Source organism: Trueperella sp. HMSC08B05, from assembly GCF_001808405.1.
GTDB lineage: Bacteria > Actinomycetota > Actinomycetes > Actinomycetales > Actinomycetaceae > Trueperella > Trueperella bernardiae.
In genome coordinates this window covers 12981-39151 of the sequence record NZ_KV793229.1, presented here as the reverse complement: position 1 = coordinate 39151, position 26171 = coordinate 12981, and the positions used below count along the sequence as shown (strand labels likewise).

29 protein-coding genes are annotated in these 26171 nt (G+C 66.4%); 18 read left to right on the top strand and 11 right to left on the bottom strand.

Translation table 11 applies throughout. The features are described from left to right. Positions 1–165: 165 nt before the first annotated feature. The 5 genes from HMPREF3167_RS00475 to HMPREF3167_RS00455 all read right to left on the bottom strand — a co-directional run bounded on the left by HMPREF3167_RS00475 (position 166) and on the right by HMPREF3167_RS00455 (position 4805). Positions 166–942, bottom strand: coding sequence for a MerR family transcriptional regulator (locus tag HMPREF3167_RS00475; protein ID WP_068538843.1), 777 nt, complete (start codon positions 940–942; stop codon positions 166–168). A gap of 161 nt (positions 943–1103) precedes the next feature. Next, on the bottom strand, positions 1104–1862 hold the full coding sequence (locus HMPREF3167_RS00470; RefSeq protein ID WP_070444885.1) for an amino acid ABC transporter ATP-binding protein: 759 nt from the start codon (positions 1860–1862) through the stop codon (positions 1104–1106). Positions 1863–1906: 44 nt separating this feature from the next. Then, entirely contained in the window at positions 1907–2830 is a 924-nt protein-coding gene (locus HMPREF3167_RS00465; protein ID WP_246825724.1) for an amino acid ABC transporter permease, read from the bottom strand. Positions 2831–2963: 133 nt separating this feature from the next. After that, positions 2964–3863, bottom strand: a complete 900-nt coding sequence (locus HMPREF3167_RS00460) for an ABC transporter substrate-binding protein (RefSeq protein WP_062613554.1) — start codon at positions 3861–3863, stop codon at positions 2964–2966. A gap of 174 nt (positions 3864–4037) precedes the next feature. Next, positions 4038–4805: an ROK family protein gene (locus HMPREF3167_RS00455; protein WP_062613553.1), complete on the bottom strand. Its 768-nt coding sequence runs from the start codon at positions 4803–4805 to the stop codon at positions 4038–4040. 73 nt (positions 4806–4878) lie between these two features. Between HMPREF3167_RS00455 and truA the strand changes: the two genes are divergently transcribed. Next, on the top strand, positions 4879–5721 hold the full coding sequence (truA, locus tag HMPREF3167_RS00450) for a tRNA pseudouridine(38-40) synthase TruA (protein WP_062613552.1): 843 nt from the start codon (positions 4879–4881) through the stop codon (positions 5719–5721). A gap of 335 nt (positions 5722–6056) precedes the next feature. Next, a complete protein-coding gene (locus HMPREF3167_RS00445; RefSeq protein ID WP_062613551.1) occupies positions 6057–6500 on the top strand; it encodes a methylglyoxal synthase in 444 nt (147 codons plus the stop codon). A 78-nt stretch (positions 6501–6578) separates the two neighbouring features. Here HMPREF3167_RS00445 and HMPREF3167_RS00440 read toward each other — a convergent pair whose 3' ends face one another. Beyond that, entirely contained in the window at positions 6579–6962 is a 384-nt protein-coding gene (locus HMPREF3167_RS00440) for a CBU_0592 family membrane protein (protein WP_143602044.1), read from the bottom strand. Positions 6963–7033: 71 nt separating this feature from the next. On the opposite strand from HMPREF3167_RS00440, the gene HMPREF3167_RS00435 reads away from it, so the two are divergent. The 4 genes from HMPREF3167_RS00435 to glmM all read left to right on the top strand — a co-directional run bounded on the left by HMPREF3167_RS00435 (position 7034) and on the right by glmM (position 10591). After that, positions 7034–7966 carry a LysR family transcriptional regulator gene (locus HMPREF3167_RS00435; protein ID WP_062613549.1) on the top strand — a complete coding sequence of 311 codons (933 nt, stop codon included), beginning with the start codon at positions 7034–7036 and terminating at the stop codon, positions 7964–7966. A 183-nt stretch (positions 7967–8149) separates the two neighbouring features. Beyond that, the gene (rplM, locus tag HMPREF3167_RS00430) at positions 8150–8590 is read left to right on the top strand and encodes a 50S ribosomal protein L13 (RefSeq protein WP_062613548.1); all 441 of its coding nucleotides are present in this window, start codon (positions 8150–8152) and stop codon (positions 8588–8590) included. Positions 8591–8611: 21 nt separating this feature from the next. After that, on the top strand, positions 8612–9094 hold the full coding sequence (gene rpsI, locus HMPREF3167_RS00425) for a 30S ribosomal protein S9 (RefSeq protein ID WP_062613547.1): 483 nt from the start codon (positions 8612–8614) through the stop codon (positions 9092–9094). 168 nt (positions 9095–9262) lie between these two features. Further along, positions 9263–10591: a phosphoglucosamine mutase gene (gene glmM, locus HMPREF3167_RS00420; RefSeq protein WP_062613546.1), complete on the top strand. Its 1329-nt coding sequence runs from the start codon at positions 9263–9265 to the stop codon at positions 10589–10591. Between the two features lie 72 nt (positions 10592–10663). Here the strand turns inward: glmM and coaA are convergent, their stop codons facing one another. Then, positions 10664–11599, bottom strand: coding sequence for a type I pantothenate kinase (gene coaA, locus HMPREF3167_RS00415; protein WP_062613545.1), 936 nt, complete (start codon positions 11597–11599; stop codon positions 10664–10666). An 87-nt stretch (positions 11600–11686) separates the two neighbouring features. On the opposite strand from coaA, the gene HMPREF3167_RS00410 reads away from it, so the two are divergent. The 9 genes from HMPREF3167_RS00410 to HMPREF3167_RS00370 all read left to right on the top strand — a co-directional run bounded on the left by HMPREF3167_RS00410 (position 11687) and on the right by HMPREF3167_RS00370 (position 20419). Further along, entirely contained in the window at positions 11687–13153 is a 1467-nt protein-coding gene (locus tag HMPREF3167_RS00410; RefSeq protein WP_210382953.1) for an NAD(P)H-hydrate epimerase, read from the top strand. After that, on the top strand, positions 13146–14243 hold the full coding sequence (gene alr / locus HMPREF3167_RS00405) for an alanine racemase (RefSeq protein WP_068538844.1): 1098 nt from the start codon (positions 13146–13148) through the stop codon (positions 14241–14243). Before HMPREF3167_RS00410 ends, alr begins: the two co-directional genes overlap by 8 nt. A 38-nt stretch (positions 14244–14281) precedes the next feature. Next, positions 14282–14788, top strand: a complete 507-nt coding sequence (tsaE, locus tag HMPREF3167_RS00400) for a tRNA (adenosine(37)-N6)-threonylcarbamoyltransferase complex ATPase subunit type 1 TsaE (protein ID WP_062613542.1) — start codon at positions 14282–14284, stop codon at positions 14786–14788. Continuing rightward, positions 14788–15642: a hypothetical protein gene (locus HMPREF3167_RS09745; RefSeq protein WP_062613541.1), complete on the top strand. Its 855-nt coding sequence runs from the start codon at positions 14788–14790 to the stop codon at positions 15640–15642. The genes tsaE and HMPREF3167_RS09745 overlap by 1 nt, the downstream gene beginning before the upstream one ends. Further along, on the top strand, positions 15623–16282 hold the full coding sequence (tsaB, locus tag HMPREF3167_RS00390) for a tRNA (adenosine(37)-N6)-threonylcarbamoyltransferase complex dimerization subunit type 1 TsaB (protein WP_062613540.1): 660 nt from the start codon (positions 15623–15625) through the stop codon (positions 16280–16282). The genes HMPREF3167_RS09745 and tsaB overlap by 20 nt, the downstream gene beginning before the upstream one ends. Beyond that, entirely contained in the window at positions 16282–16794 is a 513-nt protein-coding gene (locus HMPREF3167_RS00385) for a GNAT family N-acetyltransferase (RefSeq protein WP_083200579.1), read from the top strand. Before tsaB ends, HMPREF3167_RS00385 begins: the two co-directional genes overlap by 1 nt. A 175-nt stretch (positions 16795–16969) precedes the next feature. Then, positions 16970–17695 carry a succinate dehydrogenase cytochrome b subunit gene (locus HMPREF3167_RS00380; RefSeq protein ID WP_236698670.1) on the top strand — a complete coding sequence of 242 codons (726 nt, stop codon included), beginning with the start codon at positions 16970–16972 and terminating at the stop codon, positions 17693–17695. A 13-nt stretch (positions 17696–17708) separates the two neighbouring features. After that, entirely contained in the window at positions 17709–19679 is a 1971-nt protein-coding gene (locus HMPREF3167_RS00375) for a fumarate reductase/succinate dehydrogenase flavoprotein subunit (protein WP_062613537.1), read from the top strand. Next, positions 19676–20419 carry a succinate dehydrogenase/fumarate reductase iron-sulfur subunit gene (locus HMPREF3167_RS00370; RefSeq protein WP_062613536.1) on the top strand — a complete coding sequence of 248 codons (744 nt, stop codon included), beginning with the start codon at positions 19676–19678 and terminating at the stop codon, positions 20417–20419. The genes HMPREF3167_RS00375 and HMPREF3167_RS00370 overlap by 4 nt, the downstream gene beginning before the upstream one ends. 107 nt (positions 20420–20526) lie before the next feature. On the opposite strand, the gene HMPREF3167_RS09560 is transcribed toward HMPREF3167_RS00370, so the two are convergent. Next, complete coding sequence (locus HMPREF3167_RS09560; protein ID WP_143602046.1) at positions 20527–20631, bottom strand: methionine/alanine import family NSS transporter small subunit; 105 nt, start codon at positions 20629–20631, stop codon at positions 20527–20529. A 10-nt stretch (positions 20632–20641) separates the two neighbouring features. Continuing rightward, positions 20642–22180: a sodium-dependent transporter gene (locus HMPREF3167_RS00365; protein ID WP_062613535.1), complete on the bottom strand. Its 1539-nt coding sequence runs from the start codon at positions 22178–22180 to the stop codon at positions 20642–20644. 20 nt (positions 22181–22200) lie between these two features. Here HMPREF3167_RS00365 and HMPREF3167_RS00360 point away from each other — a divergent pair, with 20 nt between their 5' ends. Beyond that, positions 22201–22386, top strand: coding sequence for a hypothetical protein (locus tag HMPREF3167_RS00360; protein WP_062613534.1), 186 nt, complete (start codon positions 22201–22203; stop codon positions 22384–22386). Between the two features lie 5 nt (positions 22387–22391). Continuing rightward, a complete protein-coding gene (tsaD, locus tag HMPREF3167_RS00355; protein WP_062613533.1) occupies positions 22392–23435 on the top strand; it encodes a tRNA (adenosine(37)-N6)-threonylcarbamoyltransferase complex transferase subunit TsaD in 1044 nt (347 codons plus the stop codon). Positions 23436–23542: 107 nt separating this feature from the next. On the opposite strand, the gene zupT is transcribed toward tsaD, so the two are convergent. Both zupT and HMPREF3167_RS00345 read right to left on the bottom strand, forming a co-directional pair. Beyond that, a complete protein-coding gene (gene zupT, locus HMPREF3167_RS00350; RefSeq protein WP_070444882.1) occupies positions 23543–24361 on the bottom strand; it encodes a zinc transporter ZupT in 819 nt (272 codons plus the stop codon). 56 nt (positions 24362–24417) lie between these two features. Next, a complete protein-coding gene (locus tag HMPREF3167_RS00345; RefSeq protein ID WP_083280995.1) occupies positions 24418–25596 on the bottom strand; it encodes a class I SAM-dependent methyltransferase in 1179 nt (392 codons plus the stop codon). Positions 25597–25777: 181 nt separating this feature from the next. Here HMPREF3167_RS00345 and groES point away from each other — a divergent pair, with 181 nt between their 5' ends. Next, positions 25778–26074, top strand: coding sequence for a co-chaperone GroES (gene groES / locus HMPREF3167_RS00340; protein ID WP_062613530.1), 297 nt, complete (start codon positions 25778–25780; stop codon positions 26072–26074). Positions 26075–26171 lie beyond the last annotated feature (97 nt).

Sequence of the window (26171 nt, the reverse complement as noted above, 5' to 3'; positions counted from 1 at the left end):
ATCTAGGGGTAGGTGCAGCGCTTGTGGCGCTCGGCCGCGCCGGGCCGGGCCCCGCCGGACCGATTTAAATGAACTGGACGATTCCGGGGTGATCTCCTCATATACGAAGATCTCCCCGGAATCGTCCAAAAGTTTTTAGTGGGTCGAGCCTGACGTCGCTTGAATTCAGACCCACTCGACCCGCTCGAGGTCGACACCGTGGGCTGCCGCGTTGGCGTCGATCACCTGGTGGAGCCAGTGGGTGAGCCCGGGGGCGACGTCGTCGTAGTGGGCGCGGAAGCGCCGGTCAGCGACATAGCCACGCCCAAGGATGACGTGTTTGGCGTGTGTGACGGGGAAGAAGCCCTCGGATAGAAGTGCCCGATGCTCCTCGGCAAGGGCGTTTGCCTCCTCAGAGCCGGGGACGACGCCGGCCTGCATGGCCTGGGCGAGCCGGGTTTCGACGTCGTGCTGGCACCTGGCCACCCTCTCCCAGTCGGCCTTGGTCATGCGGGCTTGGCGCTTGGCTGAGATCTCCCAGTCAGATGTTTCGCCGTAGGCCTCCTCGGCTTCGGCCTGGTAGGCGGGGAAGTTGGCCTCGCCCAGGATTGCGGCGACCTCGTCGACGCTAAGTTCGTGATTGTTCATGGCATCCTCCAGAAGGTAGTCGAGGGCGTCGATCATGCGTGTCAGTTCGCCCTGTTTTTCCATGAGAAGCTGGCGCTGGCGGCGTAGGTGGTCGACGCCGGTACCCGGCCCGGCGAGCAGATCTCGGATCGCGTCAAGGCTCATGCCAGTGGCTCGGTAGGCCATGACCTGCTGGAGACGGGCGATGTCGGTGTCGGAGTAGAGGCGGTAGTCGGACCAGGTGCGCTCGGGAACCACGAGCCCGCGCTCCTCCCAATAGTGGAGCGTTCGTACCGAGATTCCCAGGAGCTGGGCTACGTCACCAACTGTTCTCATATCTCGATCATGGTTCCTGACGCGGCGTGAGGGTCAAGGGAGACTTAGAGTGTGATGAACAGGAACAGTCCGAATGCGCCGGTCATCCCGATGAGTACCCACTTGAACTTGACCAGGATCGCCACGTACTCGCGTAGGAAGGCGGGGCGGCACAGTGCGCGCTAGAGCACCTTCGCCAGGAATTCCTTGGTGCGAGGGTGGGAGGGGTGGTCGAAGACGTCGGCGGGGGTGCCGGATTCGACGATCTGGCCCTCGTCCATAAGGATCACCTGGTCGGAGACTTCGCGGGCGAAGCCGATCTCGTGGGTGACCACCACCATGGTCATGCCCTGGGCGGCGAGGTTTTTCATGACGGCGAGCACCTCGCCCACAAGCTCGGGGTCGAGCGCGGAGGTGGGCTCGTCGAAGAGCATGAGCTCCGGTTGCATGGCGAGCGCCCGGGCGATGGCGACGCGCTGCTGCTGGCCGCCGGAGAGCTCGGCGGGGTAGTGGCTGGCGCGGTCGGCGAGCCCGACCTGGGCGAGCAGCTCCTCGGCGCGCTTCTTCGCGGCCGCTTTCTCCACGCCTTTGACCTGGATCGGGGCCTCCATGACGTTCTCGAGCGCGGTCATGTGCGGGAAGAGGTTGAAGCGCTGGAAGACCATCCCAATTTGCGTGCGCTGGACGGCCACCTGCTTTTCGGTGAGCTCGTGGAGTTTGCCGTCCACCTTCCGGTAGCCCATGAGCTGCCCGTCGACGACGATCGACCCGGCCTGAATCGTCTCCAGTACGTTGATGCACCGCAAGATGGTGGACTTGCCGGAGCCGGAGGGGCCGAGGATGGTGGTGACCGACCCACGCGGCACGTCGAAGCTGACCCCGCGCAGGACGTGGAGGTTGTCGAAGAACTTGTGGACGTCGTGGACCTCAACCATGTTCATAGCGTTCTCTTTTCCCAAAGTCTCAGTTAGCAGGGCGGCGCGCCTTAGGGCGTGTATTCGATCATCGGGTTGTCAACCGTGGTGCCGGCGGCGTTGATCGCGGCCTGGCGCGAGCGGCGTTGCTTGGCCTTTGCGCGCCGGGAGAGCCGGTCGACGTCGCCGTCCTTGACCCCGCGCCCGTAGTAGGCCTCGATGTAGTGCTGGCCGACCATGAGGATAGAGGTGATGGCGAGATACCAGATGACGGCGATGAGCAGCCACGGGATTTGGCGCAGGGAGGCGAAGCCGAGGGCGTTGGTGACGTAGGTAAGGTCGAGGGTGAAGGGGACGGCGGAGACGAGCGAGGTGGTCTTGAGCATGGAGATCGTCTCGTTGCCGGTGGGCGGGATGATGACGCGCATGGCCTGCGGGAACACGATCCGGCGCAGCACCTGGCCGCGCGACATGCCGAGCGCTTTGGCGGCCTCCTCCTGGCCGGCGTCGACAGAGTTGAGGCCGGAGCGGACAATCTCGGACAGGTAGGCGCCCTCGTTGAGGCCGAGCCCGAGCACGGCGTAAATGAACATCGTGCGCTGGAGGTCGCCGGGGACTAGCCGGTTGGGGTTGAGGGTGAAGAAGTTGATGTCCGTCCATGGGATGCCCACGGTAATCGTGGTGAACAGGGTGCCGATGAGACCCCAGAAGATGAGCTGGGTGTAGATCGGGGTGCCGCGGAAGAACCAGATGTAGGCCATCGCCACCCAGCGCAGCACGGGGTTTTGGGAGCGGCGCATGACGGCCATGGTGACGGCAAGGATGATGCCAAGCACCATGGCCCCCACGGTGAGTGCGAGGGTCCAGCCCACCGCCCTGATGACTTCGGGGCGGAAGAGGTTGGCCCACACCACGTCCCAGTGCCAGTTGGGGTTGGTGATGAGCACGTTGATGATCATGAGGGCGAAGATGCCCACGACGACGGCGGAGACGATGCGCCCTCAGTGCCGGACGGGGACGGCGTCGATGATTTCGATGTTGTCGTGCATGGTGTGCTTTCTGAGGACCACGGGAGGGGTGGGCAAAGGCCCCGGGCGGCAACCAAGCCGCCGACCCGGGGTTGCGCGATTAGGAGGCGGGGTTGAGCACGGCCTGGTCGGCTACGCCCTCGGAGATGCCCCAGGTGTCGAAGATGGCCTTGAGCTGGCCGTCGTCCATGAGCTTTTGGAGTGCGGCCTGGATGGCGGCGGTGAGCTCGGCGCTGTCCTTGGGGGTGACGATGCCGTACGAGGCGGAGTCCTCGACCTCGCCGATGCGCTCGATCTTGCCCTCGTTGAGGGAAATGGCGTAGTCGGCCACGGGGGAGTCGGTGTACATGGCGTCCACCTGGCCCGAGGCCACGCGCAGGGTGACGGCGGACTGTTCGGACAAGGACTGGATCTGGATCGGGTCGTCCTTGCACTGGCCCTCGTTCATGTCGGCGAGGACTTCTTCCTGGTAGGTGCCGGTCTGGACGCCCACCACTTTGCCGCACGGCTGGGTCTGGTCAAAGCCGTTGGGGTTGCCGGCGGGCACGGCCCAGGACGAGCCGGCCTGGAGGTATTTGATCATGTCGACCACGTCTTGGCGGTCGGCGTTGATGGTGAAGTTCGCGATGCCGATCTCGTAGCGGGTGCCGATGCCGGGGATGATCGCGGCGAATTCGGCTTGCTGGAATTCGACGTCGAGTCCAAAGACCTTGCCGATCGCGTTGCCCATGTCGATGTCGTAGCCGAGCGGGGTGACGCCGTCGGGGGCGTAGAACTCGGCGGGGGCAAAGAAGATGTTGGTGCCGACCACCAGCTTGCCGTCGGCGGCGATCGCCTCGGGGACCATGGCGGCGATCTTGTCGTCCTTGGTGATGCCGGACAGGTCGGCGGCGAGCATACCCTCGCTCGTGGCGTCGCTTGCGTTGACGTCGTCGTTGGAGCAGGCCGCGAGCGTGAGTGCAAGGGTGGCGGCTGCGATGGCCGAGATCGTGCGCTTCATGATTCCTCCGTAGAACGTGGGTGCGCCTGCGTGGCGCACTCACAAGTATATGCGTTGGAGCGAATAAGTATGCAACTGTTCCATGGTGTGGTCGCCCACAGTACTTGCGCTTCGGAGGGTTCACGACGCCGTCGCGCGGCTTTCGCGGGTACGCGGCCTCGCGATGGCGCCTGGCTACCTGCCGACCATCGACCAGGCGCGCACGCCCCCGGCCATCCCGGCCATGTTGGGCACCCAGTTCGCCTGCGGCATGCGGGCGCGCACGGAGTCGGTCACGCGCGCGGCGTTGCCCCCGCCGATATACAACGAGTCCCAGCGGAAGACGGGCCACAGGGTCTCCACGGCCTTGGCCACGCGGCGCGACCAGGCCGAATCGCCGAGGCGGACGCGCTCGTGTTCGCCGAGGATGTCGTCGAAGGTGAGTCCCCAGCGCACGGTGGCGTGTGAGATTTCGAGATGGGGTGCGAGGCGGCCGTTGTCGAGGAAGGCCGAGCCGAGACCGGTGCCGAGGGTCAGCACGAGTTCGAGCCCCTTGCCGGACACGATCCCCGCGGCGGCAACCTCGGCGTCATTGAGTACGAGCGCGGGCACGCCGAAGCGCGCCTCGAGCGCGGTTTGCATGTCCTGCCCGTTCCAGGCGTGCTCGAGGTTGGGCAGGATGCGCGTGTGGGGGCCGGCGCGGCGGATGTAGTGCGGGGTGTAGGCCACCACGCCGTGGCGGATCATGCCGGGCATGCCAAGCGTCATGCGGTCGATGTGCGGCGCGCCGAGCTCGGAAAGCTGGGCCTCGATGACCTGAAGCAGGTCCTCGGGGGAGAAGGGGTAGGGGACCGGGGTGCGCACCACGTCGCTGCGCTGGAACCCGCCCGCGTCCAGGACGCAGGACTTGATGCCGCCACCGCCGCAGTCGACGGCGAGCGTGTAAATCTGGGATGCGTCCATGCTTAGACGGTAGCGCAAAAGTCTAGACATTCGATAATTTCTACAGGCCCGCCCGGCCCCGTAGTCTGGGGGCATGAGGATTCGCATCGATCTGTCCTACGACGGCACCGGCTTCCACGGCTGGGCCGCCCAGCCCGGCCTGCGCACGGTCCAGGGCGAACTCGAGTCGGCGCTCGCGATGATCCTGCGCCAGGATGTGGCGCTCACGGTGGCGGGCCGCACCGACGCCGGGGTCCACGCCGCCGGACAATGCGCGCACCTCGACGTCGCCCCCGCGGCCTGGGAGGCACTGCCCGGGCGCTCCAGTCGCACCCCGGGCGAGGCGCTGGTGGCGAAGGTCAACGCGATCACGGCGCGCGGGGCGGGCGGGGCGCCGGGCTACACGGATGTCATCGTGGGCGACGCCCGGGCGGTCCCGCAGGACTTCGACGCTCGTTTTTCCGCGCTGTGGCGGCGATACTCCTACCGGATCGCCGACGGGGTGGGCGCCTGGGATCCGCGCCGGCGCGACGTGCTCTGGCTCGACTATCCGCTCGACGTCGACGCGATGAACCGGGCGGCGCAGGGCCTGCTCGGTGAGCACGACTTCCTGTCCTTCTGCAAGCCGCGCGAGGGGGCGTCGACCGTGCGCACGCTGCTCGAGCTCGGCTTCGAGCGCACGGGCGGGATGGTCGTGGGGTATGCCAAGGCTGACGCGTTTTGCCACTCGCAGGTGCGCACGCTCATGGGAACCCTCATCGAGGTCGGCCGTGGGGCCCGCGACGAGGGCTGGCCGGCCGCGCGCCTGAAGGAGGCGGTGCGTAACGGGGAGGTGGTAGTCGCCGCTCCTCATCCCCTCACGCTCGAGGAAATCGGCTACCCCGCACCCGAGCTCTACGGGCAGCAGGCCACCCTCACGCGGCGCTACCGAGGATAGCGCCCCGCGCGAGGGAGGGGCGGTAGTGGGTGGCTAGTCCTGCCGGCCGGCGGCTATGGGTGTGCGACGCGCTGGCGGTGATGATGATCGTGGCGGGCAACCGGTTGCCCGACCACTCGATGAAGTTGAGGAAGCGGTCGATCGGGCCCGTCTTGGGTGTGGGTGGAGGTTAGCTTCACAGTTTTCCAGCTTCACCTAGGCTGGTGGTCCTGCTAGCGTGGAAGGTGCAAGGAAGCCCCTTGGTCGAATGGCCAAGGGGCTTTGTCCTGCCCGGGGTATCCCTGGTGGGAAAGCGCGGCAACGTGCCGCATGAGTGGCATCCTAGGAGGTGTCAGATGAGAATTGCACTGGTCGCACATGACCGCAAGAAGCAGGAGCTCCTCGAGTGGGCTCAGTACAACTTCCCCGTGCTGAAGGAGCACATCCTGTGTGGTACGGGAACCACCGCGACTCTGATTCGCAACGAAACCGGCCTCGACGTCGAAATCCTCAAGTCGGGCCCCAAGGGTGGCGACGCCCAGATCGGCGCCCGCATTGTCGAAGATCGTCTGGACGCGATGTTCTTCTTCTGGGACCCGGAGGCTGCCCAGCCTCACGATCCGGACGTCAAGGCGCTCCTGCGCCTGGCCACCCAGTACAACATCCCGGTGGCGATGAACCGCGCGACTGCGGACATCATCATCGGCAGCCCCCTGTTCTACAACGAGGGCTACGAGCGCGCCATGTACGATCCGGCGCTGCGTGATCCCTACGAGGTGCTCGATATCGTCGAGGCCTAAGGGAAAGCGAACAAACAAAAGCGGCGAGTGTTCCTCGCCGCTTTTTCGTTGCGATCGTCCGTATCGCACACTTGATCCCTATTTGCCCAGGGCGTGGGCGGTCACCACCTCGTCAATGTAGGAGAAGGTGATGTGGGCGTCGTCGGAGGGCAGCTCGTAGAGGGGCTCGCGGCGCGGGCGGCGGGCCTTGGTGGCGATGAGCTGGCGCAGGTAGGCGCGCTTGACGGTGAGCACCACGTAAAAGCCGATGAGAACGAACATGGCGTTGGAAAACACCGAGGGCCAGGCGCCGGTGGCGGAGGCGAGGATGACCATGAATAGCCCCGAGCTGATGCACATGAGCTGGTAGCGCAGTGAATCGGCCGCGAGCTTGCCGGTGGAGACGAGGTAGTACCCGCCGAGGTAGAGCGCGGCGCCGATCCATCCAAGACACTGTGCGATGGTCTGCATTGTTTCGTTCACAGCTCTATAGTGACGGCCCAGAAGGTTAATGACAATTGAAATTAGCTGGAGTTGGGGTTAAGTTCTACTTCATGGCTATTTCGGTGCAACGTCTTGACGTTCTCTTGGCCGTCTCGAGGGAAGGTGGCATCCAAGCGGCGGCCGACGCCCTGCGTGTCTCGCCCTCGGCGGTAAGCCAGCAAATCCGCAAGCTGGAGCGGGAATGCGGGGTCGAGCTGCTCGTGCGCACGCACTCCGGCGCGGTGCTGACGGAGGCGGGCAAGATCGTCGTCGCGGGTGCCGAACGCATCGAAAGTGAACTCGATCGCACTGTGCGCGAGCTGCTCGAAGCCGAGGGGGTGCCCACCGGAATCGTCCGCCTCGCCTCCTTCCAGACCGTCATCCGTGGTCTCGTCCTGCCCAACCTGGACCTCTTCGCCGAGATGGCCCCCGGCATCGACCTCCATCTGCGCGAATCCACCACCGACGCCGCGCTGGCCGCCGTGCGTCGTGGGCGGGCCGACATCGCCGTGCTCGAATATGACTCGGAGATCCCGCGTGGCCCCCGCGGGGTCAACGTGCTACCGCTCCTGCAAGAGCCGTGGTACATGGTCTACCCCTCCTCCTATGCTGAGCCGGCTGATCCGCGCGAGTTCGCCAGCGAGACTTGGCTCGGCGTCGACCCGGACACAGCCGCCGGGATCGCCACCACGCGCCTGGCCCACCAGTGGGGGTTCACGCCGTCGGGGAAGTATGTGTATGAGGACTACGACGTCGCCCTCCACATGGTCGCCGCGGGCCTCGGCATCGCCGTGCTCCCCAAACTCGGGCTGGGGGTGCTCCCGGGTGGGGTCCAGGTGCGGATGCTCACTGGGCTCGGCACCCGCCGGCTCGTCTTGTGTGTGTCCGCAGCCCTGTCACGCCAATCCGATACCATTGACCACACGTGCAAGGTCCTGCGGCAGATCGCACTCACGGCCTCCGAGCAGGGCAACATGCACACCCCGCCGGCGGGCGGTGCGTAGGTGGTGGAACTGGCCACACCGCCCGCGGCACCTTTGACGCCGCTAAGCCGCGCTGATTAAAATAAAAAACCGTTGTGCCCTGATGCTTTTCCCACTCGTCTTGGCACGGCGGCGAATCCGACCATTTGGCACATAGCGGCAAAGCCATCCGCTAGCCAAACATGAATAGAAAAGGCTACGCAAGTGCGCACTTTTACACCGAAGCCCGGTGACATCGAGAAGAAGTGGTACGTCATTGACGCCACCGATGTTGTCCTTGGCCGACTGGCAGCCCAGGTTGCCCCCCTGCTCCGTGGGAAGCATAAGCCGACCTTTGCTCCGCACGTTGACACGGGTGACTTCGTCATTGTTATCAATGCTGACAAGGTCGCTCTGACCGGTATGAAGCATACGCAGAAGATGGCCTACCGCCACTCCGGTTTCCCGGGCGGGCTGAAGGCTACCTCGTACGCAGAGCTTCTAGAGGAGAATCCCGAGCGCGCCGTCTACAAGGCTGTCGCCGGCATGCTCCCCAAGGGCACCCTCGGACGTCAGCAGCTGAGCAAGCTCAAGATCTACCGTGGCGCTGAGCACCCGCATTCCGCTCAGAAGCCCGAGGTCTACGAGCTCAAGGCTGCCAAGTAACCACTTTACTTAAGGAGAACCGTGGCACAGACCACCGAAACTGAAGAGCTCGAGGAGCTGAGCTCGTACACTACCGAGACCGCCGAGGAGCAGACCGGCCAGGGTACCTCCCTGACCGCCCCGGGCGCTGGTCTCGGCCGCCGCAAGGAAGCAGTTGCTCGCGTCCGCCTCGTTCCTGGCACCGGCCAGTGGACCATCAACGGTCGCTCGCTGGAGGACTACTTCCCGAACAAGCTGCACCAGCAGCTCGTCAATGATCCGTTCACCCTGCTTGACCTCAAGGGTCGCTTCGACGTGGTCGCCCGCATCCGTGGCGGCGGCACGTCCGGCCAGGCTGGCGCGCTCCGCCTTGGCATCTCGCGCGCGCTGAACGAGATCGACCGTGAGGCGAACCGCCCGGCCCTGAAGAAGGCTGGCTTCCTCACCCGCGACGCCCGCGCTGTCGAGCGCAAGAAGGCCGGCCTCAAGAAGGCGCGCAAGGCCTCGCAGTTCTCGAAGCGTTAATCGCACCTTTTTCATTGGCCCCGCCCATGCCGCATGCCGGCCCGGGCGGGGCCTTTGCATTCGTCGGACAAGAAGGCTATCTCACGAAAGTGGGCCGCCGGGTTCTCCGGCCCGGGCGGGCCGCGTGCGATAATTGGTGGGACATACGTGTTTGGTAAAGGAGTAAACGTGGCTCGTTTGTTTGGTACCGACGGTGTGCGTGGCCTCGCGAATCGCGAAATCACGCCCGAATTTGCGCTCCAGCTTGGGCAGGCCGCCGCGCGCGTGCTGGCCGAGGAAGCCGAGGGCCGCCCCAAGGCGATCGTCGGGCGCGACACGCGCCAGTCCTCCGCGATGCTCTCGCATGCGGTGGGCGCGGGCCTGGCGTCGGCGGGCGTGGACGTGGAGCACGTGCGTGAGATCCCCACCCCGGGCATCGCCTACCTCACGTCGGCGCGCGGCTACGACCTGGGCGTCATGATTTCCGCCTCGCACAACGCGATGCCGGACAACGGGATAAAGTTCATCAACGCGAACGGCTTTAAGCTGGACGACGCGATCGAGGACCGCATTGAGGCCACCATGTCCTCCGACTGGGAGCGCCCGGTGGGCGCCGACGTGGGCATGATCGACGAGTCCGCCGCCGTCTCCGACCGGGTCTACATGGACCACCTCGTGTCCGTGGGCGCGGACCTCACGGGCCTGTCCATCGTGCTCGATTGCGCGAACGGTGCGGCCTCCCGCGTGGCGCCGAAGGTGTTCCAGGAGCTGGGCGCGGACGTCGTCGTCATCAACGCCAGCCCCGACGGGCGTAACATCAACCGTAATGCCGGCTCGACCCACCCCTACCGTCTCCAGCAGATGGTCAAGGCCGCCGACGCCGACATGGGATTCGCGTTCGACGGCGACGCCGACCGTTGCATGGCCGTGGACACGAACGGCAAGCTGGTCAACGGGGATGAGATCATGGGCCTGCTGGCGCAGTCGATGAAGGATAAGGGCGAGCTGGCGGGCAACACGCTGGTCATCACGGTCATGTCGAACCTGGGCCTGCGCCTGGCGCTCGATGAGAAGGGGATCGACTACGCGATCACGGGCGTGGGCGACCGCTACGTGCTGGAGAACATGCTGGCCAACGGCTACGTGCTGGGCGGCGAGCAGTCCGGGCACGTCATCAACCTCAACCATGCCACCACGGGCGATGGCACGCTGACTGCGATCCTCGTGGCCTCGGAGGTGGCCCGCCGCAAGGAGGCGCTACACCGCGCCGTGGAGTGGGTGCACGAGCTGCCCCAGCGCCTCATCAACGTGCCGAACGTGGACAAGAACCGCACCGACGAAATCGCTGCCGAGGTGGCGGCCGCGGAGGCCGAGCTGGGCGAGACCGGCCGTGTGCTGCTGCGTGCGTCGGGCACGGAGCCGCTGGTGCGCGTCATGGTCGAGGCCCAGACCCAGGAGCAGACTGACCGGGTGGCCGAGAACCTCGCGGCCGTCGTCGCTGAGCGTCTCGCACTCTAAAACGCGAGTATTGACACGGGCGCCCCGGAGGGATCCGGGGCGCTGTCGTATGCTTGCCGCCGCCCGGCATCGCTAGATCTTGCGCAGCTGGATCTGCTCGATGCGGTGGTCGGGGCCCTTGGTGAGGGTCACCGTGGCGCGCGAGCGCGTGGGGGCGATGTTCTCGCGCAGGTTGGGCAGGTTGATTGAGGCCCAGATCTGGCGAGCCGTGGCGGTGGCCTCCTCGTCGGTGAGGTTGGCGTACGAGCGGAAGTAGGAGTCCTTGTGAGAGAACGCTGTGGTGCGCAGGGAGCGGAAGCGGGAGATGTACCACTCTTCGAGGTCAGCTTCGGCGGCGTCGATGTAGATGGAGAAGTCGAAGTAGTCGGAGACGGCGAGCTGCTGGGCCGCGTCGGTACGCGCGGGCTGGAGGACGTTGAGGCCTTCGACGATGAGGATGTCGGGTCTGCTGACTACGATCGTTTCGCCGGGGACGATGTCGTAGGTGATGTGATCGTAGACCGGCACCTCGATGTGGGGCTCGCCGGATTTGACCTGCTGGAGGAAGTCGAGGAGTGCCCGGCGGTCGTAGGATTCGGGGAAACCCTTGCGGCCCATGATCCCGCGCTCGGTGAGCACCGCGTTGGGGTAGAGGAAGCCGTCGGTGGGCACGAGCTCGACGTTGGGCGTGTAGGGCCAGCGCGAGAGCAGTTCGCGCAGGAGACGCGCGGCGGTGGATTTTCCGACAGCGACCGAGCCGGCGATCCCCACGATCCAGGGCGTTCGTTCGGTTTTGCGCTCGAAGAAGGCGCTGGTGTCTTTGCGCAGGTTGGAGGTGCACGTGGCGTAGGTCTGCATGAGGGCGGATAGTGGCCGGTAGATCGCGTCGGCCTCGGTGAGGTCGATGGGGTCGCCGAGGGAGGAGATGCGGTCGAGGTCGTGCTGGGTGAGGGGCAGTGGCGCCTTGTCCGCGAGCTCCGCCCACTCGTCGTGGGTGAAGGAGACGTATGGGGAGTGCAGATCGGTCATTCCTTAAGTGTGCCAAGGTGTGCTGGTTTTCGCACGCCGCGGGGCTGGAGTGGACGCGCAGGCGTAGAGTAGGGGAGACAAGGGGGAATGATGGATCAAGCGTTTGCCGCGGATGTGGTGCGGCGTGCCGAGGAGCCGCTGCTTGCCTCGGGCGTGCCCCTCATGGATCGCGCCTCCTACGCGCTGGCCACAAAGGTGGCTACGTTGCGGCTGCCCGGTGAGCGGGCGCTGGCGCTCGTGGGCCGGGGCAACAACGGCGGGGACGCGCTCTTTGCTGCCGCCTACCTCACCCGGCGCGGGGTGTCGGTGAGCGCCGCTATTGCGGGTGACGTCCACGCGGAGGGCCTAGCTGCCGCCAGGCGTGCCGGGGTGCAGATCTGTGAGATCGATGGCGTGGCGGCCCTGCGCGAGATCGCGCGCGGTGCGGACATCTGGATCGACGGCCTGCTCGGGATCGGCGCCTGCGGTCCTATCCGCGAGCCGTATGCCTCCTGGATTCGGGTGCTGAACGAGGAGCGGGCCGGGCGAATCGTCGTTGCGGTGGACGTGCCCTCCGGCGTTGCCGCTGACGACGCCGATCTACACGGTCCCGTCCTTTGCGCCGACCTCACGCTAGCCATGGGATGCCTCAAGCCCGCCCACCTCCTGCCGCCCGCGCGGTATGCGTGCGGGGCCGTGGAGGTGGTGGAGCTCGGGCTCGGGCCGCACCTGGGCGAGCCGGCGGCGCGGCAGCTGACGGACGCGGACGTGGCCGGCTTGTGGCGCGTGCCGGGGCGGGAGGATCACAAGTACACGCGCGGCGTGGTCGGGCTGCTCACCGGCTCGCGCGACTACCCGGGAGCCGGCGTGCTGAGCGCGGCCGGGGCGCTGGGCGGCGGGCCCGGCATGGTGCGCTACCTCGGGAGCAGTCCGGACGTCATGGCCGCCCACCCGGAGGTGGTGCCCGGCGAGGGCCGCGTGCAGGCGTGGGTGATCGGGTCGGGGCTGACCGACCTCGAGGGCGCCGGCGAGGTTTTCGAGCAGGCGCTGGCCGAGGACCTGCCCGTGGTGCTGGACGCCGGGGCGATCGCCCTGGCCTACGATCGGGAGCTTCCCACCCGCGTGGTGCTCACCCCGCACGCCGGCGAGCTGGCCGAGCTCATGTCCGCAATCTCCGGCGAGGAGTGGGATCGCACGCGCGTGGAGTCCGCCCCGGTGCGGGCGGCGCGTGAGGCCGCCGCCCGCACCAGGGCCACGGTAGTTGCCAAATTCGCCACCACGATCATCGCCGGCCCCGGTGCGCTCTATGCGCAGAGCGGCGCGCCGGGTTGGGCCGGCACGGCGGGCTCGGGCGACGTGCTCGCCGGGCTCACCGGCACCATCCTCGCCGCTCACGCCGATGCCCTCGCCCGCGACCCCGGCCTGACGACGCTGTATGCGGCCGCCGCCGTCCACGTCCACGCCCGAGCAGCCGCACGCGCCGCGGGCACGACGGGCGGCCAGGTTGGCCACCCCATCACCGCCACGGACATTGCCCGCAAGCTCGCCTCCACGATCGGATCGATGAATGACTAGCTTCCCTTCTCGCGCCCTCATCTCCCGCAGCGCCTTCGCCCACAACGTCGCACGCGTGCGGGCCGCAACTGACGCCGAAGTCATGGCGATCGTCAAGGCCAACGCCTACGGCCACGGCCTGGAGCGCGTGGCGCGTTGGGCCTGGGAGGAGGGCGTGCGCTGGTTCGGCGTAGCACAGCTCGCCGAGGCCCTCGAGCTGCGCGGCTACCTCCCGGACGCCCGAATCCTCACGTGGATCTACAGCCCGTCTGACGATCTGGCCGAGGCGCTCGCGGCCGGACTCGACCTCTCGGTCGGGTCGCAGTGGGCACTAGAGAAGCTAGCGGGGGCCGATCGAGCCCGCGTCCACATCAAAGTCGACACCGGCATGGCCCGCGGCGGGCTCACCATGGCGGAACTCGAAAGTTGCGCCGAGCGCATTGCGAGCCTCGAGCGCGAAGGCCGGATCGACGTCGTCGGGCTGTGGTCGCACCTGGCGCGCGCCGACGAACCGGACAGCGAGGAGACCGCCCGGCAGATCGAGCGCTTCGAGCGGGCCCGGCAGGTGCTCGCCGACGCCGGCGTGGTCCCGCAGCGCCTGCACCTGGCGGCTTCCGCCGGCACGCTGTGGCACCCTGCCGCGCACTACGACATGGTCCGCCCCGGCATCGCGCTCTACGGGCTCAGCCCCAACCCGGAGGTCGCCACCGCTGCCGAACTCGGGCTGCGGGCCGTCATGCAGCTTGAGGCCGACGTCATGACCGTGCGCGACGTGCCGGCCGGCACCGGCGTGTCCTATGGTCACACGTACGTCACGGGCGGGGACGCTCACCTCGGCGTCGTGCCCCTCGGGTATGCGGACGGAATCCCGCGGATGGCCTCCAACACGGCCGCCGTCACCGTGGCCGGCCAAACCTGTCCGATCCGCGGCAAGGTGTGCATGGACCAGTTCGTCGTGGAGGGGGAGCTGGCCCCGGGCGACGTGGCCGTCCTGTTCGGCGACGCCGCCACCGCCGCCACCGCCGACGACTGGGCGGAGGCGACCTCCACCATCGGCTATGAGATCGTCACCCGTATCGGATCCCACGTTCCCCGCGTGGACGCCCCCTAGGAGGGGCCGCGTAGAATGTGGGGAGGAAAGGATGGCTGATGAAGCTTCTCGTACCCACTGTTGATGACATCCACCGCGTAGGGCGCGCCCTCGGCGCACACGCCCAGCCGGGGGACCTCGTCATGCTCAACGGCCCCCTCGGCGCCGGCAAGACCACGATGACGCAGGGGATCGCGGACGGGCTCGGGGTCACGGACGCCGTGTCCTCGCCCACGTTCGTCATCGCTCAGATCCACCCCGGCCGCTTCGACCTCGTGCACGTGGACGCCTACCGGCTCACCTCCATGGAGGAACTCGACGCGCTTGACCTGGACGCCTCGCTCGACGAGTCGCTCACTGTGGTCGAGTGGGGCAGCGGCAAGGTGGAAACCCTCACCGGCTCGCGCCTCGAGATCGACATCGTGCGCCCCACCGGGGCTGACGCGGCGGTGGGCGAGCTTGGCGAGGACGAGCCGCGTACCCTCACCTTCCACCCCTACGGCGAGCGGGCCGAGGAGCTGGCGCGCGCTGTAAGGGCCGAGGTTCCAGATTTAGAGAGCCGCTAATGCACCGCCTCCTTCTCCTGCTCGTGCTCTCCCTCCCACTGGCGCCCATCGCCGCCACCACCGACCCCGCGGAGATCCCCGAGTCCGTGGCCGCCTGGTTTAACGACAAGGCGCTCGCCACCGTCCGTTCCCACGCCTCCGAGGCGTTCCCGGACGCGAGCGCGGAGGAGGTGGCTGCGATGAAGGTGGGCGCGCCCCAAAAGACGGCCGTGTTCGCCGACACCTCGGGAGTCAACGCCATTCAAACCTCCGACCGCTGGATCGCGCCCATCATGAGCGGCTCGGACGCCGTGGGCGCCGTCTCGGTCGACTTCGCTTCCGGGATCGCCGCCGATGAGATCGTGCGCGGGGACGAACGGCTGGGAACCGCGATTGCGCGCGGCGAAGCCGACGTCACCTTCGTGTGGGACCCGCGCCTGAGAGCCTGGTTCGCCATGCGCGAGTCAACCATCGAACCCGCCGGTTCCGCGGGTGCCAGCATCGTGCTCGGCGCGATTCCGCTCACCGATTTCCTCGCCCAGCGCGCCCGGATCCTGTCCAGCTCCACGCCCGTGCCCGAGTCGCCGTCGGTAAGCGCCGTGGCCCCGGCCGAAACGGGGCGCAACCTGCCGGTGACGATCATGCTCGTGCTCGTGGTGCTCGGCCTGATCATCGGTTCGCTCGTGTGGCTGCGCTCGGAGCAGGGCACCGATGAGGACGAGGAAGCCGAGCAGAGCGAGCTTTCCACGGTTCTCCGCAAAGGCCTGGTGGGGATCGGCGAATCGAAGATGCGCTTTCGCGATTCGGCGAAGAAGATCAACGTGTATAAGTCACCGAAGAAGAAGGACGAATCCCGTGCACTTTCTGACGATTGATTCATCGACCGGCATTGAGGCTGGCGTGTGCCACGAGGAGCTGGGGATGGTGCGCGACCTCGCGGTGGCCACCTCGGCCTCCACCCGCGAGCACGCCGAGAAGCTCACGCCCCTCATCCAGGGCGCGCTCGCCAAGGCCGGGATCGAGCGCCCCGACGCGATCGTGGTCGGCACCGGCCCGGGAGCCTTCACTGGCCTGCGCGCCGGGCTCGTCACCGCCCGCACGCTTGCCCGCGCCTGGGGCGTGCCGCTCTACGGCGTGTCCACCCTGGAGATCCTGGGCCTGGCCGCCTCTGACCAGGGTGCGCAGGAGGTCGTGCCGATTATCGACGCGCGGCGTAAAGAGGTCTACGCGATGCGCGTGCGGCCAATGGGTGCCGACGACGTCGCCGTCATCGAAGCGCCCGAGGTCCTCACCCCGGCCGAATTGGCCGAGCGCCTGCGCCACGAGCCGGCGATCCTGGCCGCGATGTCCGCTGACCTCTACCCCGAGTTGGGCGAGCGCCTCGTCGTCGCGCCGCGCCCGTCCGTCATGGCCCGCATCGCCTCCTCGCGCCTGGCCCGGATCGAGGCAGGTGAGGAGCTCTCGCTCGACACAGAGCCACTCTACCTGCGCCGCCCCGACATCCACCAGGGCTAATGGACGCGCCCGCCGGGGTGAGGCTGGTCCGCCCGCCGCAGGCGTGGTGGCCTAAGGCCGCCAGCTTCGACGCGGCGAACTTTGGCCAGGACTCCTGGCCCGCCCCCGTGTGGGAGAGCGAGCTAGCCGCGCCCGGCCGCACCTACCTCGCGCTCGTCACCGACGTGCTGGGGGAGGGCACGGTCGTGGGGCTCGGCGGGATCTCGCACGGGCCGGAGGCCGAGGTCCTGACGATCGCGGTGGCCTCGCACATGCGCGGGCGCGGCCTGGGCGCCTTCCTGCTCGCGCGGCTGCTGGAGATTCCGTGCGAGCACGGCGCCGACGTCGTCTTCCTCGAGGTGCGCGCCCACGACGCCGGAGCCCGGCGTCTCTACGAACGCGCCGGCTTTGCCTCGGTGGGCCTGCGCAAGGGGTATTACTCCGACGACGACGCGCTCATCATGCGCCTGGATCTGAACCCGCGCGAAGGGGAGCAAGCGTTGGAATGCCAAGGAAAAACGGACAGCGATTAACGCACTCGGATTGTCACGAAAATGGGTCCGGAGGCCCAGGCGGGCCGAAAGTCGCACTTTGGCCATGATTGGCGCGGAAAACCGGGGAAAGCCGGGCTTTAACAGGTGTTACGGCCGCGTGAATCTGGGCCGTTCGAACGATATCCCCCGTTATTCTTTTGATAGATTCAAAAACGTGGCTACTTCAACTGTTGATTCTGTGAAGGGTCGTCGCACCACGGTCGCATTAAAGATCGCGATGGCTGTGACGGGCCTGTTTTTTGTCCTCTTCCTCCTCATGCACATGTACGGAAATCTCAAGATGTTCGTCGGGCCTGAGGCATACGATGGCTACGCGCACTGGATGCGCACGATCCTCTACCCGGTGTTGCCGCACGAAGGCACCCTGTGGGTCCTGCGCTTTGTGCTTCTTGCCTCGATCCTGATCCACGTCTGGGCAGCCGTGACGCTGTGGAAGCGCGCTGGCAAGGCCCGCGGTCAGGCGTACAAAGTCAACACCGGCAAGAAGATCACGGCGATCCACTCCTACACCGGTTCGCTCATGCGCTGGGGCGGCATCGCGCTCGCCTTCTTCATCGTCTTCCACATCCTGCAGTTCACCAGTCTGCACATCAACGCTGTGGGTGGAACCCGCGCGGACTACGTGGCGCTTGGCCCCTACTACCGCATGATCGGTTCGTTCCAGCCGGAGAACTGGTGGGTTTACGTCATTTACCTCATCGCGATCGCGGCGCTGGCTTTCCACATGCATCATGGCGTGTGGTCGGCGCTTGCCACCCTCGGCCTGTCGCGCTCCAACCGCGAAAAGGCGTACAAGGTTATCGCCGACGTGGTCGCTTTGGCGATCTTCGTTGGCTTCATGACCCCGCCCACCGCGATCCTCTTCGGCATCATTTCTTAAAGGAGGAGGAAAAATGACTGACAACCTCATTCAGGGCCTCTACCGCGAAGGCGACGCAATCGCGGACACCAAGGCTCCTTCCGGTCCGCTCGCTGAGCGCTGGGAGAAGCGCAAGTTCTCGGCTCGCCTGGTCAACCCGGCCAACCGCCGCAAGCTGGACATCATCATGGTCGGCACGGGCCTGGCCGGCGGCGCTGGAGCCGCCTCGCTTGGCGAGATGGGCTACAACGTCAAGGCCTTCTTCTACCAGGATTCGGCCCGCCGTGCGCACTCGATCGCTGCGCAGGGTGGTATCAACGCGGCGAAGAACTACAAGAACGACAACGACTCCACCTACCGTCTGTTCTATGACACGATCAAGGGTGGCGACTTCCGCGCTCGCGAATCGAACGTGTACCGCCTGGCCGAGGTCAGCGCCAACATCATCGACCAGTGCGTGGCCCAGGGTGTCCCGTTCGCCCGCGAGTACGGTGGCCTGCTGGATAACCGCTCCTTCGGCGGCGTCCAGGTCTCCCGTACCTTCTACGCGCGTGGCCAGACTGGCCAGCAGCTGCTCATCGGCGCCTACCAGGCGCTCATGCGGCAGGTGAAGGCCGGCACGGTCAAGACGTACAGCCGCCACGAGATGGTCGAGCTCATCGTGGTGGACGGCCGTGCGCGTGGCATCATCGCCCGTGACATGGTCACCGGTGAAATCGAAACTCACCTGGCCGACGCGGTGGTGCTCGCCACCGGCGGCTACGGCAACGTCTTCTTCCTGTCCACCAACGCCATGGGCTGCAACGGCACCGCGATTTGGCGTGCGCACCGCAAGGGCGCCTACTTCGGCAACCCCTGCTACACGCAGATCCACCCCACCTGCATCCCGCAGCACGGCGAGTCGCAGTCGAAGCTGACCCTCATGTCGGAGTCGCTGCGTAACGACGGGCGCATCTGGGTCCCCAAGAAGGCGGAGGACTGCAAGAAGGATCCTCGCGACATCCCGGAAGAGGATCGCGATTACTACCTCGAGCGCATCTACCCGTCCTTCGGTAACCTCGTGCCGCGTGACATCGCCTCCCGCCAGGCGAAGAACATGTGCGACGAGGGCCGCGGAGTCGGCCCGGAGATCGGCGGCGTCGCGCGGGGCGTCTACCTTGACTTTGCCGACGCGATCGAGCGCATGGGCAAGGCCGCGGTCTCGGCCAAGTACGGCAACCTGTTCGACATGTACCAGCAGATCACGGACGAGAACCCCTACGAGGTTCCGATGCGTATCTACCCGGCCGTCCACTACACGATGGGTGGCCTGTGGGTGGACTACGATCTCATGTCCACGGTCCCCGGCCTGTACGTGACGGGCGAGGCGAACTTCTCCGACCACGGCGCCAACCGCCTGGGCGCGTCCGCGCTCATGCAGGGCCTGGCAGACGGCTACTTCGTCCTGCCGAACACGATCAACGACTACCTGGCCGATGGCCCGTTCGAGAAGGTGGACGAGAACCACCCGGCCGTCGTCGAGGCGCGCAAGGGCGTGGAAGAGCGCGTCGCGTTCTTCACGAACAACGCGGGCAACCGGTCGGTTGACTCCTACCACAAGGAACTCGGCCACATCATGTGGGAGTACTGCGGTATGGAGCGCACCGCCGAGGGCCTGAAGAAGGCGATCGGCATGATCCGCGAGCTTCGCGCAGACTTCTGGAAGAACGTCCGCGTCCCGGGCCAGGTCGCAGAGCTCAACCAGTCGCTGGAGAAGGCCGGCCGCGTGGCCGACTTCCTCGAGCTTGGCGAGCTCATGTGTGTCGATGCCCTGCATCGTGAGGAATCCTGTGGCGGCCACTTCCGTGCCGAGTCCCAGACAGAGGAAGGCGAGGCGCTGCGTCACGATGACAAGTACGCGTATGTAGCCGCCTGGGAGTGGACGGGCGAAGGAAACGCCCCGATTCTCCACAAGGAGGACCTCAACTACGAATTCGTCGAGATGAAGCAGCGGAGCTACAAGTGAAGATTAACCTTGAATTTTGGCGTCAGAATGGACCGTCAGAGGCGGGCCATTTCGACACGCACACGATCAACGACGTTGACGACACGGCCTCCTTCCTGGAGATGCTCGATCAGCTCAACGAGGAGTTGTTTGCCGAGGGTAAGGAGCCTGTGGCGTTCGACTCCGACTGCCGTGAGGGCATCTGCGGCCAGTGTGGCATCGTTATCAACGGCGATCCGCACGGCCCGAAGGTGACCACCACCTGCCAGCTCCACATGCGCACCTTCAAGGATGGCGACACGATCACGATCGAGCCGTGGCGTTCCACCGCCTTCCCCGTCCTCAAGGACCTGGTGGTCGACCGCTCGGCGCTCGACCGCATCGTGCAGGCCGGCGGCTACATCTCGGTCAACACGGGTGCGGCCCCGGACGCCCACTCGGTGCCGATCCCGAAGGAGAACGCTGACCGCTCGTTCGAGGCGGCCGCCTGCATCGGCTGTGGTGCGTGCGTGGCCGCGTGCCCGAACGGTTCGGCCATGCTGTTCACGTCCGCGAAGGTCATGCACCTCGGCCTGCTTCCGCAGGGCCAGCCCGAGCGCTACGACCGCGTGGTCAACATGCTCTCCCAGCACGACGCCGAGGGCTTCGGTGGCTGCACGAACGTCGGCGCATGCCATGAGGCCTGCCCGAAGGAAGTGCCACTCGAGCTGATCTCGTTGCTCAACCGCGAGCTCATGAAGGCCCAGGTGCACGGCCGCTAAAACAGTTCAGCCACACAGAAGGGTGCCTCCCCAGTGCGGGGAGGCACCCTTCTGTGTACTGCGTACCGTGGCGGGGACGAGGTGCGCCTCGTCCCCGCCACCCGGCCCTAGTTGCGCTTACCGGCGCGCACGTGGTGGACGATTGCGAGTCCGAGGCCGCCCCACACGGTGACGAGGGCGACGATCATCATGACGATAGCTGAGGTACCCATGGTGTGCTCCTTATTTGGTGAGTGAGGCGCCGGCGTCGTGGAAGGCGACCGGATCGTAGTCGTCCACGTTGGTTCGCCACGGCACGAAGGACAAGATGAACGAGATGAAGACGACTGCCACGATCATGAACCAGCCGTACTGGTAGACGAAGGTCTGGGGGTAGGAATCGTAGCCCTCGGTGATGAGGCTGTAGGCGGTCAGGACGAGCGTGACCGTGAGGATCGCGGGCGTCACCACGCCGACCAGCGCGTACCACCACGATCCGATCTTGATCGACGAGTAGTAGTTGAGGTGGTGGCGCAGCTCCGGTAGCTTCTTCGCCACGAAGGTGATGAGGCCGGTCATGACGATCGCGGCGGTGACGATGCCGAGCTCGTTGATGAACTTGTCCACCACGTCGAGAGCGTTGAGGCCGTTCGTCGTCGAAAAAACGAAGACGGAGGCCACGCCCGCGACGCCGGTGGCGATGAGTGAGGCGAGGCGGCGCCGAAGCCCGAACTTCTCCTGGACCGCGGCGGAGACCACCTGGATGAGGGAGACGAGCGAGGTGAAGCCGGCGATCGTGAGGCTGGCGAAGAAGACGAAGCCGAAGACGGGCCCACCGGGCATGAGCGAGATAATCGCGGGGAAGGTGACGAAGGACAGGATCGGGCCGGTGATGCCCTCGAGCTCGCTGACCCCCACGCCGCTCTGCATCGCCATGTAGCCCAGGGTGGCGAACACGCCAATGCCGGCGAGGATCTCGAAGGAGGAGTTCGCGAGGCCTGTGACGAAGCCGGTGGAAGTGACGTCGGTGCGCTTGCCGAGGTAGCTGGAGTAGGTGAGCATGATGCCGAAGGCCACTGACAGGGAGAAGAAGATCTGTGAGTAGGCCGCGATCCACACCTGCGGGTTGGCGAGCGCGGACCAGTTGGGCGTAAAGAAGGCGTTGAGACCCTCGGCGGCGCCGGGCAGGAAGAGGGCGCGGACCACGAGGGCGGCGAAGATGACGATGAGGAAGGGGATGAAGAAGCGAGAGAGCTTTTCCAGACCGCGGGTGACGCCGAGGGCAATGACGATCGCGGCGGCGGCCCACACGGCCACGAGCGGCCAGAAGATGCCGGGCACGACCTCGGAGCTGGCGCCGGGGTCGGACAGCTGGAGGAAGTCGCCCACGAAGAAGTTCAGCGTGTTCTCTCCCCAGGCTTCGTTGACGGAGAAGAACATGTAACGCACGGCCCACGCCAAAATCACGGCGTAGTAGGCCATGATGACCAGGCAGATGAGCACGTGGAACCAGCCGAGTGCCTCCCACTTGCGCGAGATGCGGCGGAAGACGGTAGGGGAGGATCCGCGGTAGCGGTGGCCGAGGGAGTAGTCGAGGAGCAGGATCGGGATGCCTGCCGTGAGGAGTGCGACGAGGTAGGGGACGAGGAATGCCCCTCCTCCGTTGGTGTAGGCAACCCCGGGGAATCGCCAGATGTTGCCAAGGCCGATCGCGGATCCGACGGCGGCAAGGATGAAGCCATATTGGCCCGACCATTGCTCACGTTTCGCTGGCGGGTTCATCGTGTCCTCTTTTCGTGTGCGTGGTATCTGTTGAGCACATCATCTTTAGTTGTGCCCACATTCGCGAGCTTGCCCAGATGGTGGACGGTGATCCTACGGGCTGGGACGGGGTGGAGTCGGCGTCGGGAGCCCTCCTCTTGGTCCCTGGGCGAGCTATGATCCCGCGCACCCTCGCCGTTGCCGGGGAGGGCGTGGCGGTAGAGTAGTCGGCGTGAATGAACTGATTCTTGGCATTGAGACCTCCTGTGATGAGACGGGCGTGGCGCTCGTGCGCGACGGCGAGCTGCTGGCCGACGTCACCGCCACGTCGATGGACGAATACGCCCGCTACGGCGGTATCATCCCAGAGATCGCCTCGCGCGCCCACCTGGAGTCCTTCGTTCCCACCCTGGATGCCGCGCTTGAGAAGGCGGGCGTGGTGCTTGACGACGTCGACGCAATCGCGGTCACGGCCGGCCCCGGGCTGGTCGGCCCGCTCACCATCGGCGTCTCGGCTGCGAAGGCCCTGTCGCTGGCGCTGAAAAAGCCGCTGTACGCCGTCAACCACATCGTGGGCCACATCGCGGTGGACCAGCTCGTTCACGGCGAGTTTCCCGAGCGCTTCATCGGGCTCGTGGTCTCCGGCGGTCACTCCCACCTGCTCAAGGTGGACTCCATTGCGGACTCGATCGAGGAGCTGGGCGGCACGCTCGACGACGCCGCCGGCGAGGCCTTCGACAAGGTCGGCCGCCTGCTCGGCTTGCCCTACCCGGGCGGCCCCCATATCGACAAGCTCTCCCAGAAGGGCGACCCGCACGCGATCGCCTTCCCGCGCGGCCTCTCGCGCGGCAAGTTCAAGGCCCGCCACCAGTACGACTACTCCTTCTCCGGAGTCAAGACGGCGGTGGCCCGCTACATTGAGGGCCTCGAAGCGCGCGGCGAGGAGCTGCCGAAGGAAGACATCGCGGCCAGCTTCTCCTTCGCTGTGTGCGACGTGTTGGTGGAGAAGGCGTTCGCGGCCTGCCAGATCCACGGCTGTGACACGCTGGTGGTGGGCGGCGGCTTCTCCGCCAACTCCATGTTGCGTGCCATGGCCGAGGAGCGAGCGCAGGAGTACGGGATCACCGTGCGCATCCCGCCGATCCGCTATTGCACTGACAACGGCGCAATGATCGCGGCGCTCGGCTGGTCGGTGGTCCGCGCCGGCGGCCTGCCCTCGCCGCTTGACGTCACAGTTAACACGGGCCTTCCGCGCCAGACGGTGGTGCTGCGCTAACCGGCTCTTCCCCGCGGGGTGTGGCCGTCAGAACTCGTGAATATACCGGCTGCCGATCGTAGAGGCGCCCGGTGGACCTCAGATTCACGAGTTGTGTCGGGCGCGCTCTAGAGCAGAAGGAGCGACAGCGCCATGACGGCCATGCCAGAGATGAGGCCGACAATCGCGTGGTGGTGCTGGCCGAATTTCTCGGCCGAGGGCAACAGCTCGTTGAGCGAGATGTAGACCATGACACCGGCGATGCCAGCGAAGGTCATGCCGAAGATCGTGTCGTTCATGACCTGGCGCAACACGATGTAGCCCACGAGCGCGCCCACGGGCTCGGACAGTCCGGAGGCGAAGGAAAGTATGAAGGCGCGGCGGCGCGAGCCGGTGGCGTAGTAGATCGGCACGGAGACCGCAATGCCCTCGGGGATGTTGTGGATCGCGATGGCCACCGCCACGGGGATCGCCAGTTCGGGGCTGTACAGGCCGGACATGAAGGTGGCGAAGCCTTCGGGGAAGTTGTGGATGGCGAGTGCGAGGGCGGTCATGAGGCCCATGCGCATGAGCTTGGCCTGCGCGCCGTCTTTGATGACGAGGGTCTGGTCGCCGGGCTGGGAGAGGAAGTCGTCGGCGTCGTGGAACTCGTGCGGGTTCGAGGCGTCGGGGACCAGCCAGTCGATGAGCGCGATCACGGCGATGCCGGCGAAGAATCCGCCCGCCATGAGCCACTCGGCGTTATCGCTGACACGGGAGAGAATGTCCACCGCGTTGGGCATGATCTCCATGAAGGACACGTACAGCATGACGCCCGCGGAAAATCCAAGGGCGAGGGAGAGGAAGCGTGGGGTGGGCGTACGGATGAGGAAGGCCGCGCCGGCTCCGATGCCCGTGGCGAGGCCGGCGAGTAGCGTGAGCATGAAGGCGAAGACTTCGTTGGACATGGGCACCCCTTTTTCGGTACACCGAAAGTCTTGCCCGATGGGGGCGTCGTGTCAAACTAGCGTTCGCAGAGGAAGACGCGGTGCTTGCCCGTGAGCGTGGGGGAGGCGATGAGGGTGGCCTCGCCGGGGCGCTTCGGGTCGAGCTTGAGCTTTTTGCGGAAGGCCTCCGGCTCGAGCTCGGTGCCGCGCTTCTTGATCTCCGCCCGCCCGACGTTCAGTTTCGCCAGCGCCTTGCGCAGCGGCTTGGGCTCCGTGGTGTACGTGCCGAGCACGGTGAAGCGCGTGAGGAAGGGTGAGTCGATTGGTTCGTTACCCGTGAGGTAGGCGATCCCGGGCGCGATAGGGGCGAGGCCGTGGTGGGCGCAGATCGAAGCGATCGAGCCGGAGCGGATGATCGCCGGGTCCGGCTCGAAGATGAACGCCCCCACGGGCTCGGGGGACAGAAGCGTGGGAGGTACGTGCGGGTTCACGACGCCGGCATCCCAGGTTGCGTTGGTGGCGCCGGCGACGACGAGCGCGCGGCGGCCAGGGGAGGGGGCGGCGTCGCCGAGCCAGATGACGGCCTCGACGAGCGAGCCGTCCACCGAGATCCACTCCACGAGCGTGTCCTCGGGGATCGCGGCGTAGTCGATGCCGGGGGCGACCTTGATGCCGGCGGTGGGGAATGTGCGGGCAATCTCAATCGCCTCGCTCAGGGGTGGGGCCCAGTCCTCGGGATTCTTCAGCCGCTTGCCGTCGCGCCGGCGGGCGGGGTCGATCCACACGGCGTTGGCGCCGAGGGAGGCGAGGTCGATGTCGCGGGCGTCAGCGTGCAGGACGCGCGCCTCCGGGAAGGGCGTGAGGTTGTAGGTGGCCGCCGCGGCGGCGTCGGGATCCATCTCAATCGAGGTGGTGAGCAGGCCGAGGCCCGCGAAGGCCAGGGAGTCGGCGCCGATCCCGCAGCCGAGGTCGATCACGTGGGTGGCGCCGGCGTCGCGCAGGCGGGCGGCATGGAAGGCGCCCACGCTGAGCCGGGTGGCCTGCTCCAGGCCGTCGCGCGTGAAGATCATGCGCCCTGCGAACGGGCCGAACTTGTCGTGGGCGCGCTCGCGCAGACGGCTTTGGGTGAGGGCCTCGGCAATGAGGTCCGGATCGTAGCCCTCGCGCTGCAGGCGCTCGGAGAGGGGAAGGACCTGGGAGTGGTCATAGGGCGGGAGGGACTCGAGGAGTTCCAAGCCGTCGGGGGTCAATAGCATCGCGCTCACGCCCCCATCGTCTCACAGTGTTCGCGCTCAGCGTGCTCCCTGGCACTCTACTTGAAGGAGTGCCAAAAGGGCGTTACTCTTTATGTCGGTAGCAAACGCTACGGCCTGGTACCGGCCCCCGCGACGGCGGTTAGCCAGCGAACAGTTTTGTGAGACGAGAAGGAGGAGCCGCATGACGGTCTCCATTAAGCCGCTCGATGACCGCATCGTCATCCAGCAGGTTGAAGCTGAGGAAACCACCGCATCTGGCCTTGTTCTGCCGGACACCGCCAAGGACAAGCCACAGGAGGGCACGGTTGTGGCCGTTGGCCCCGGCCGGATTGACGACAACGGCAACCGCGTTGCCATGGAGGTCGCGGTAGGTGACACCGTGATCTACTCCAAGTACGGAGGCACCGAGGTCAAGTACGGCTCGGATGAGTACATCATCCTCTCCCAGCGTGACGTGCTGGCGGTCGTGACGCGCTAAGTAGTGCTGAGGTGAAGGCTCCCCGGGGTTCAGCCCCGGGGAGCCTCGCCACCTCCTGGCGTGGGCCCGGGCTCGCTGGAGGGGTGAGATGGGCATC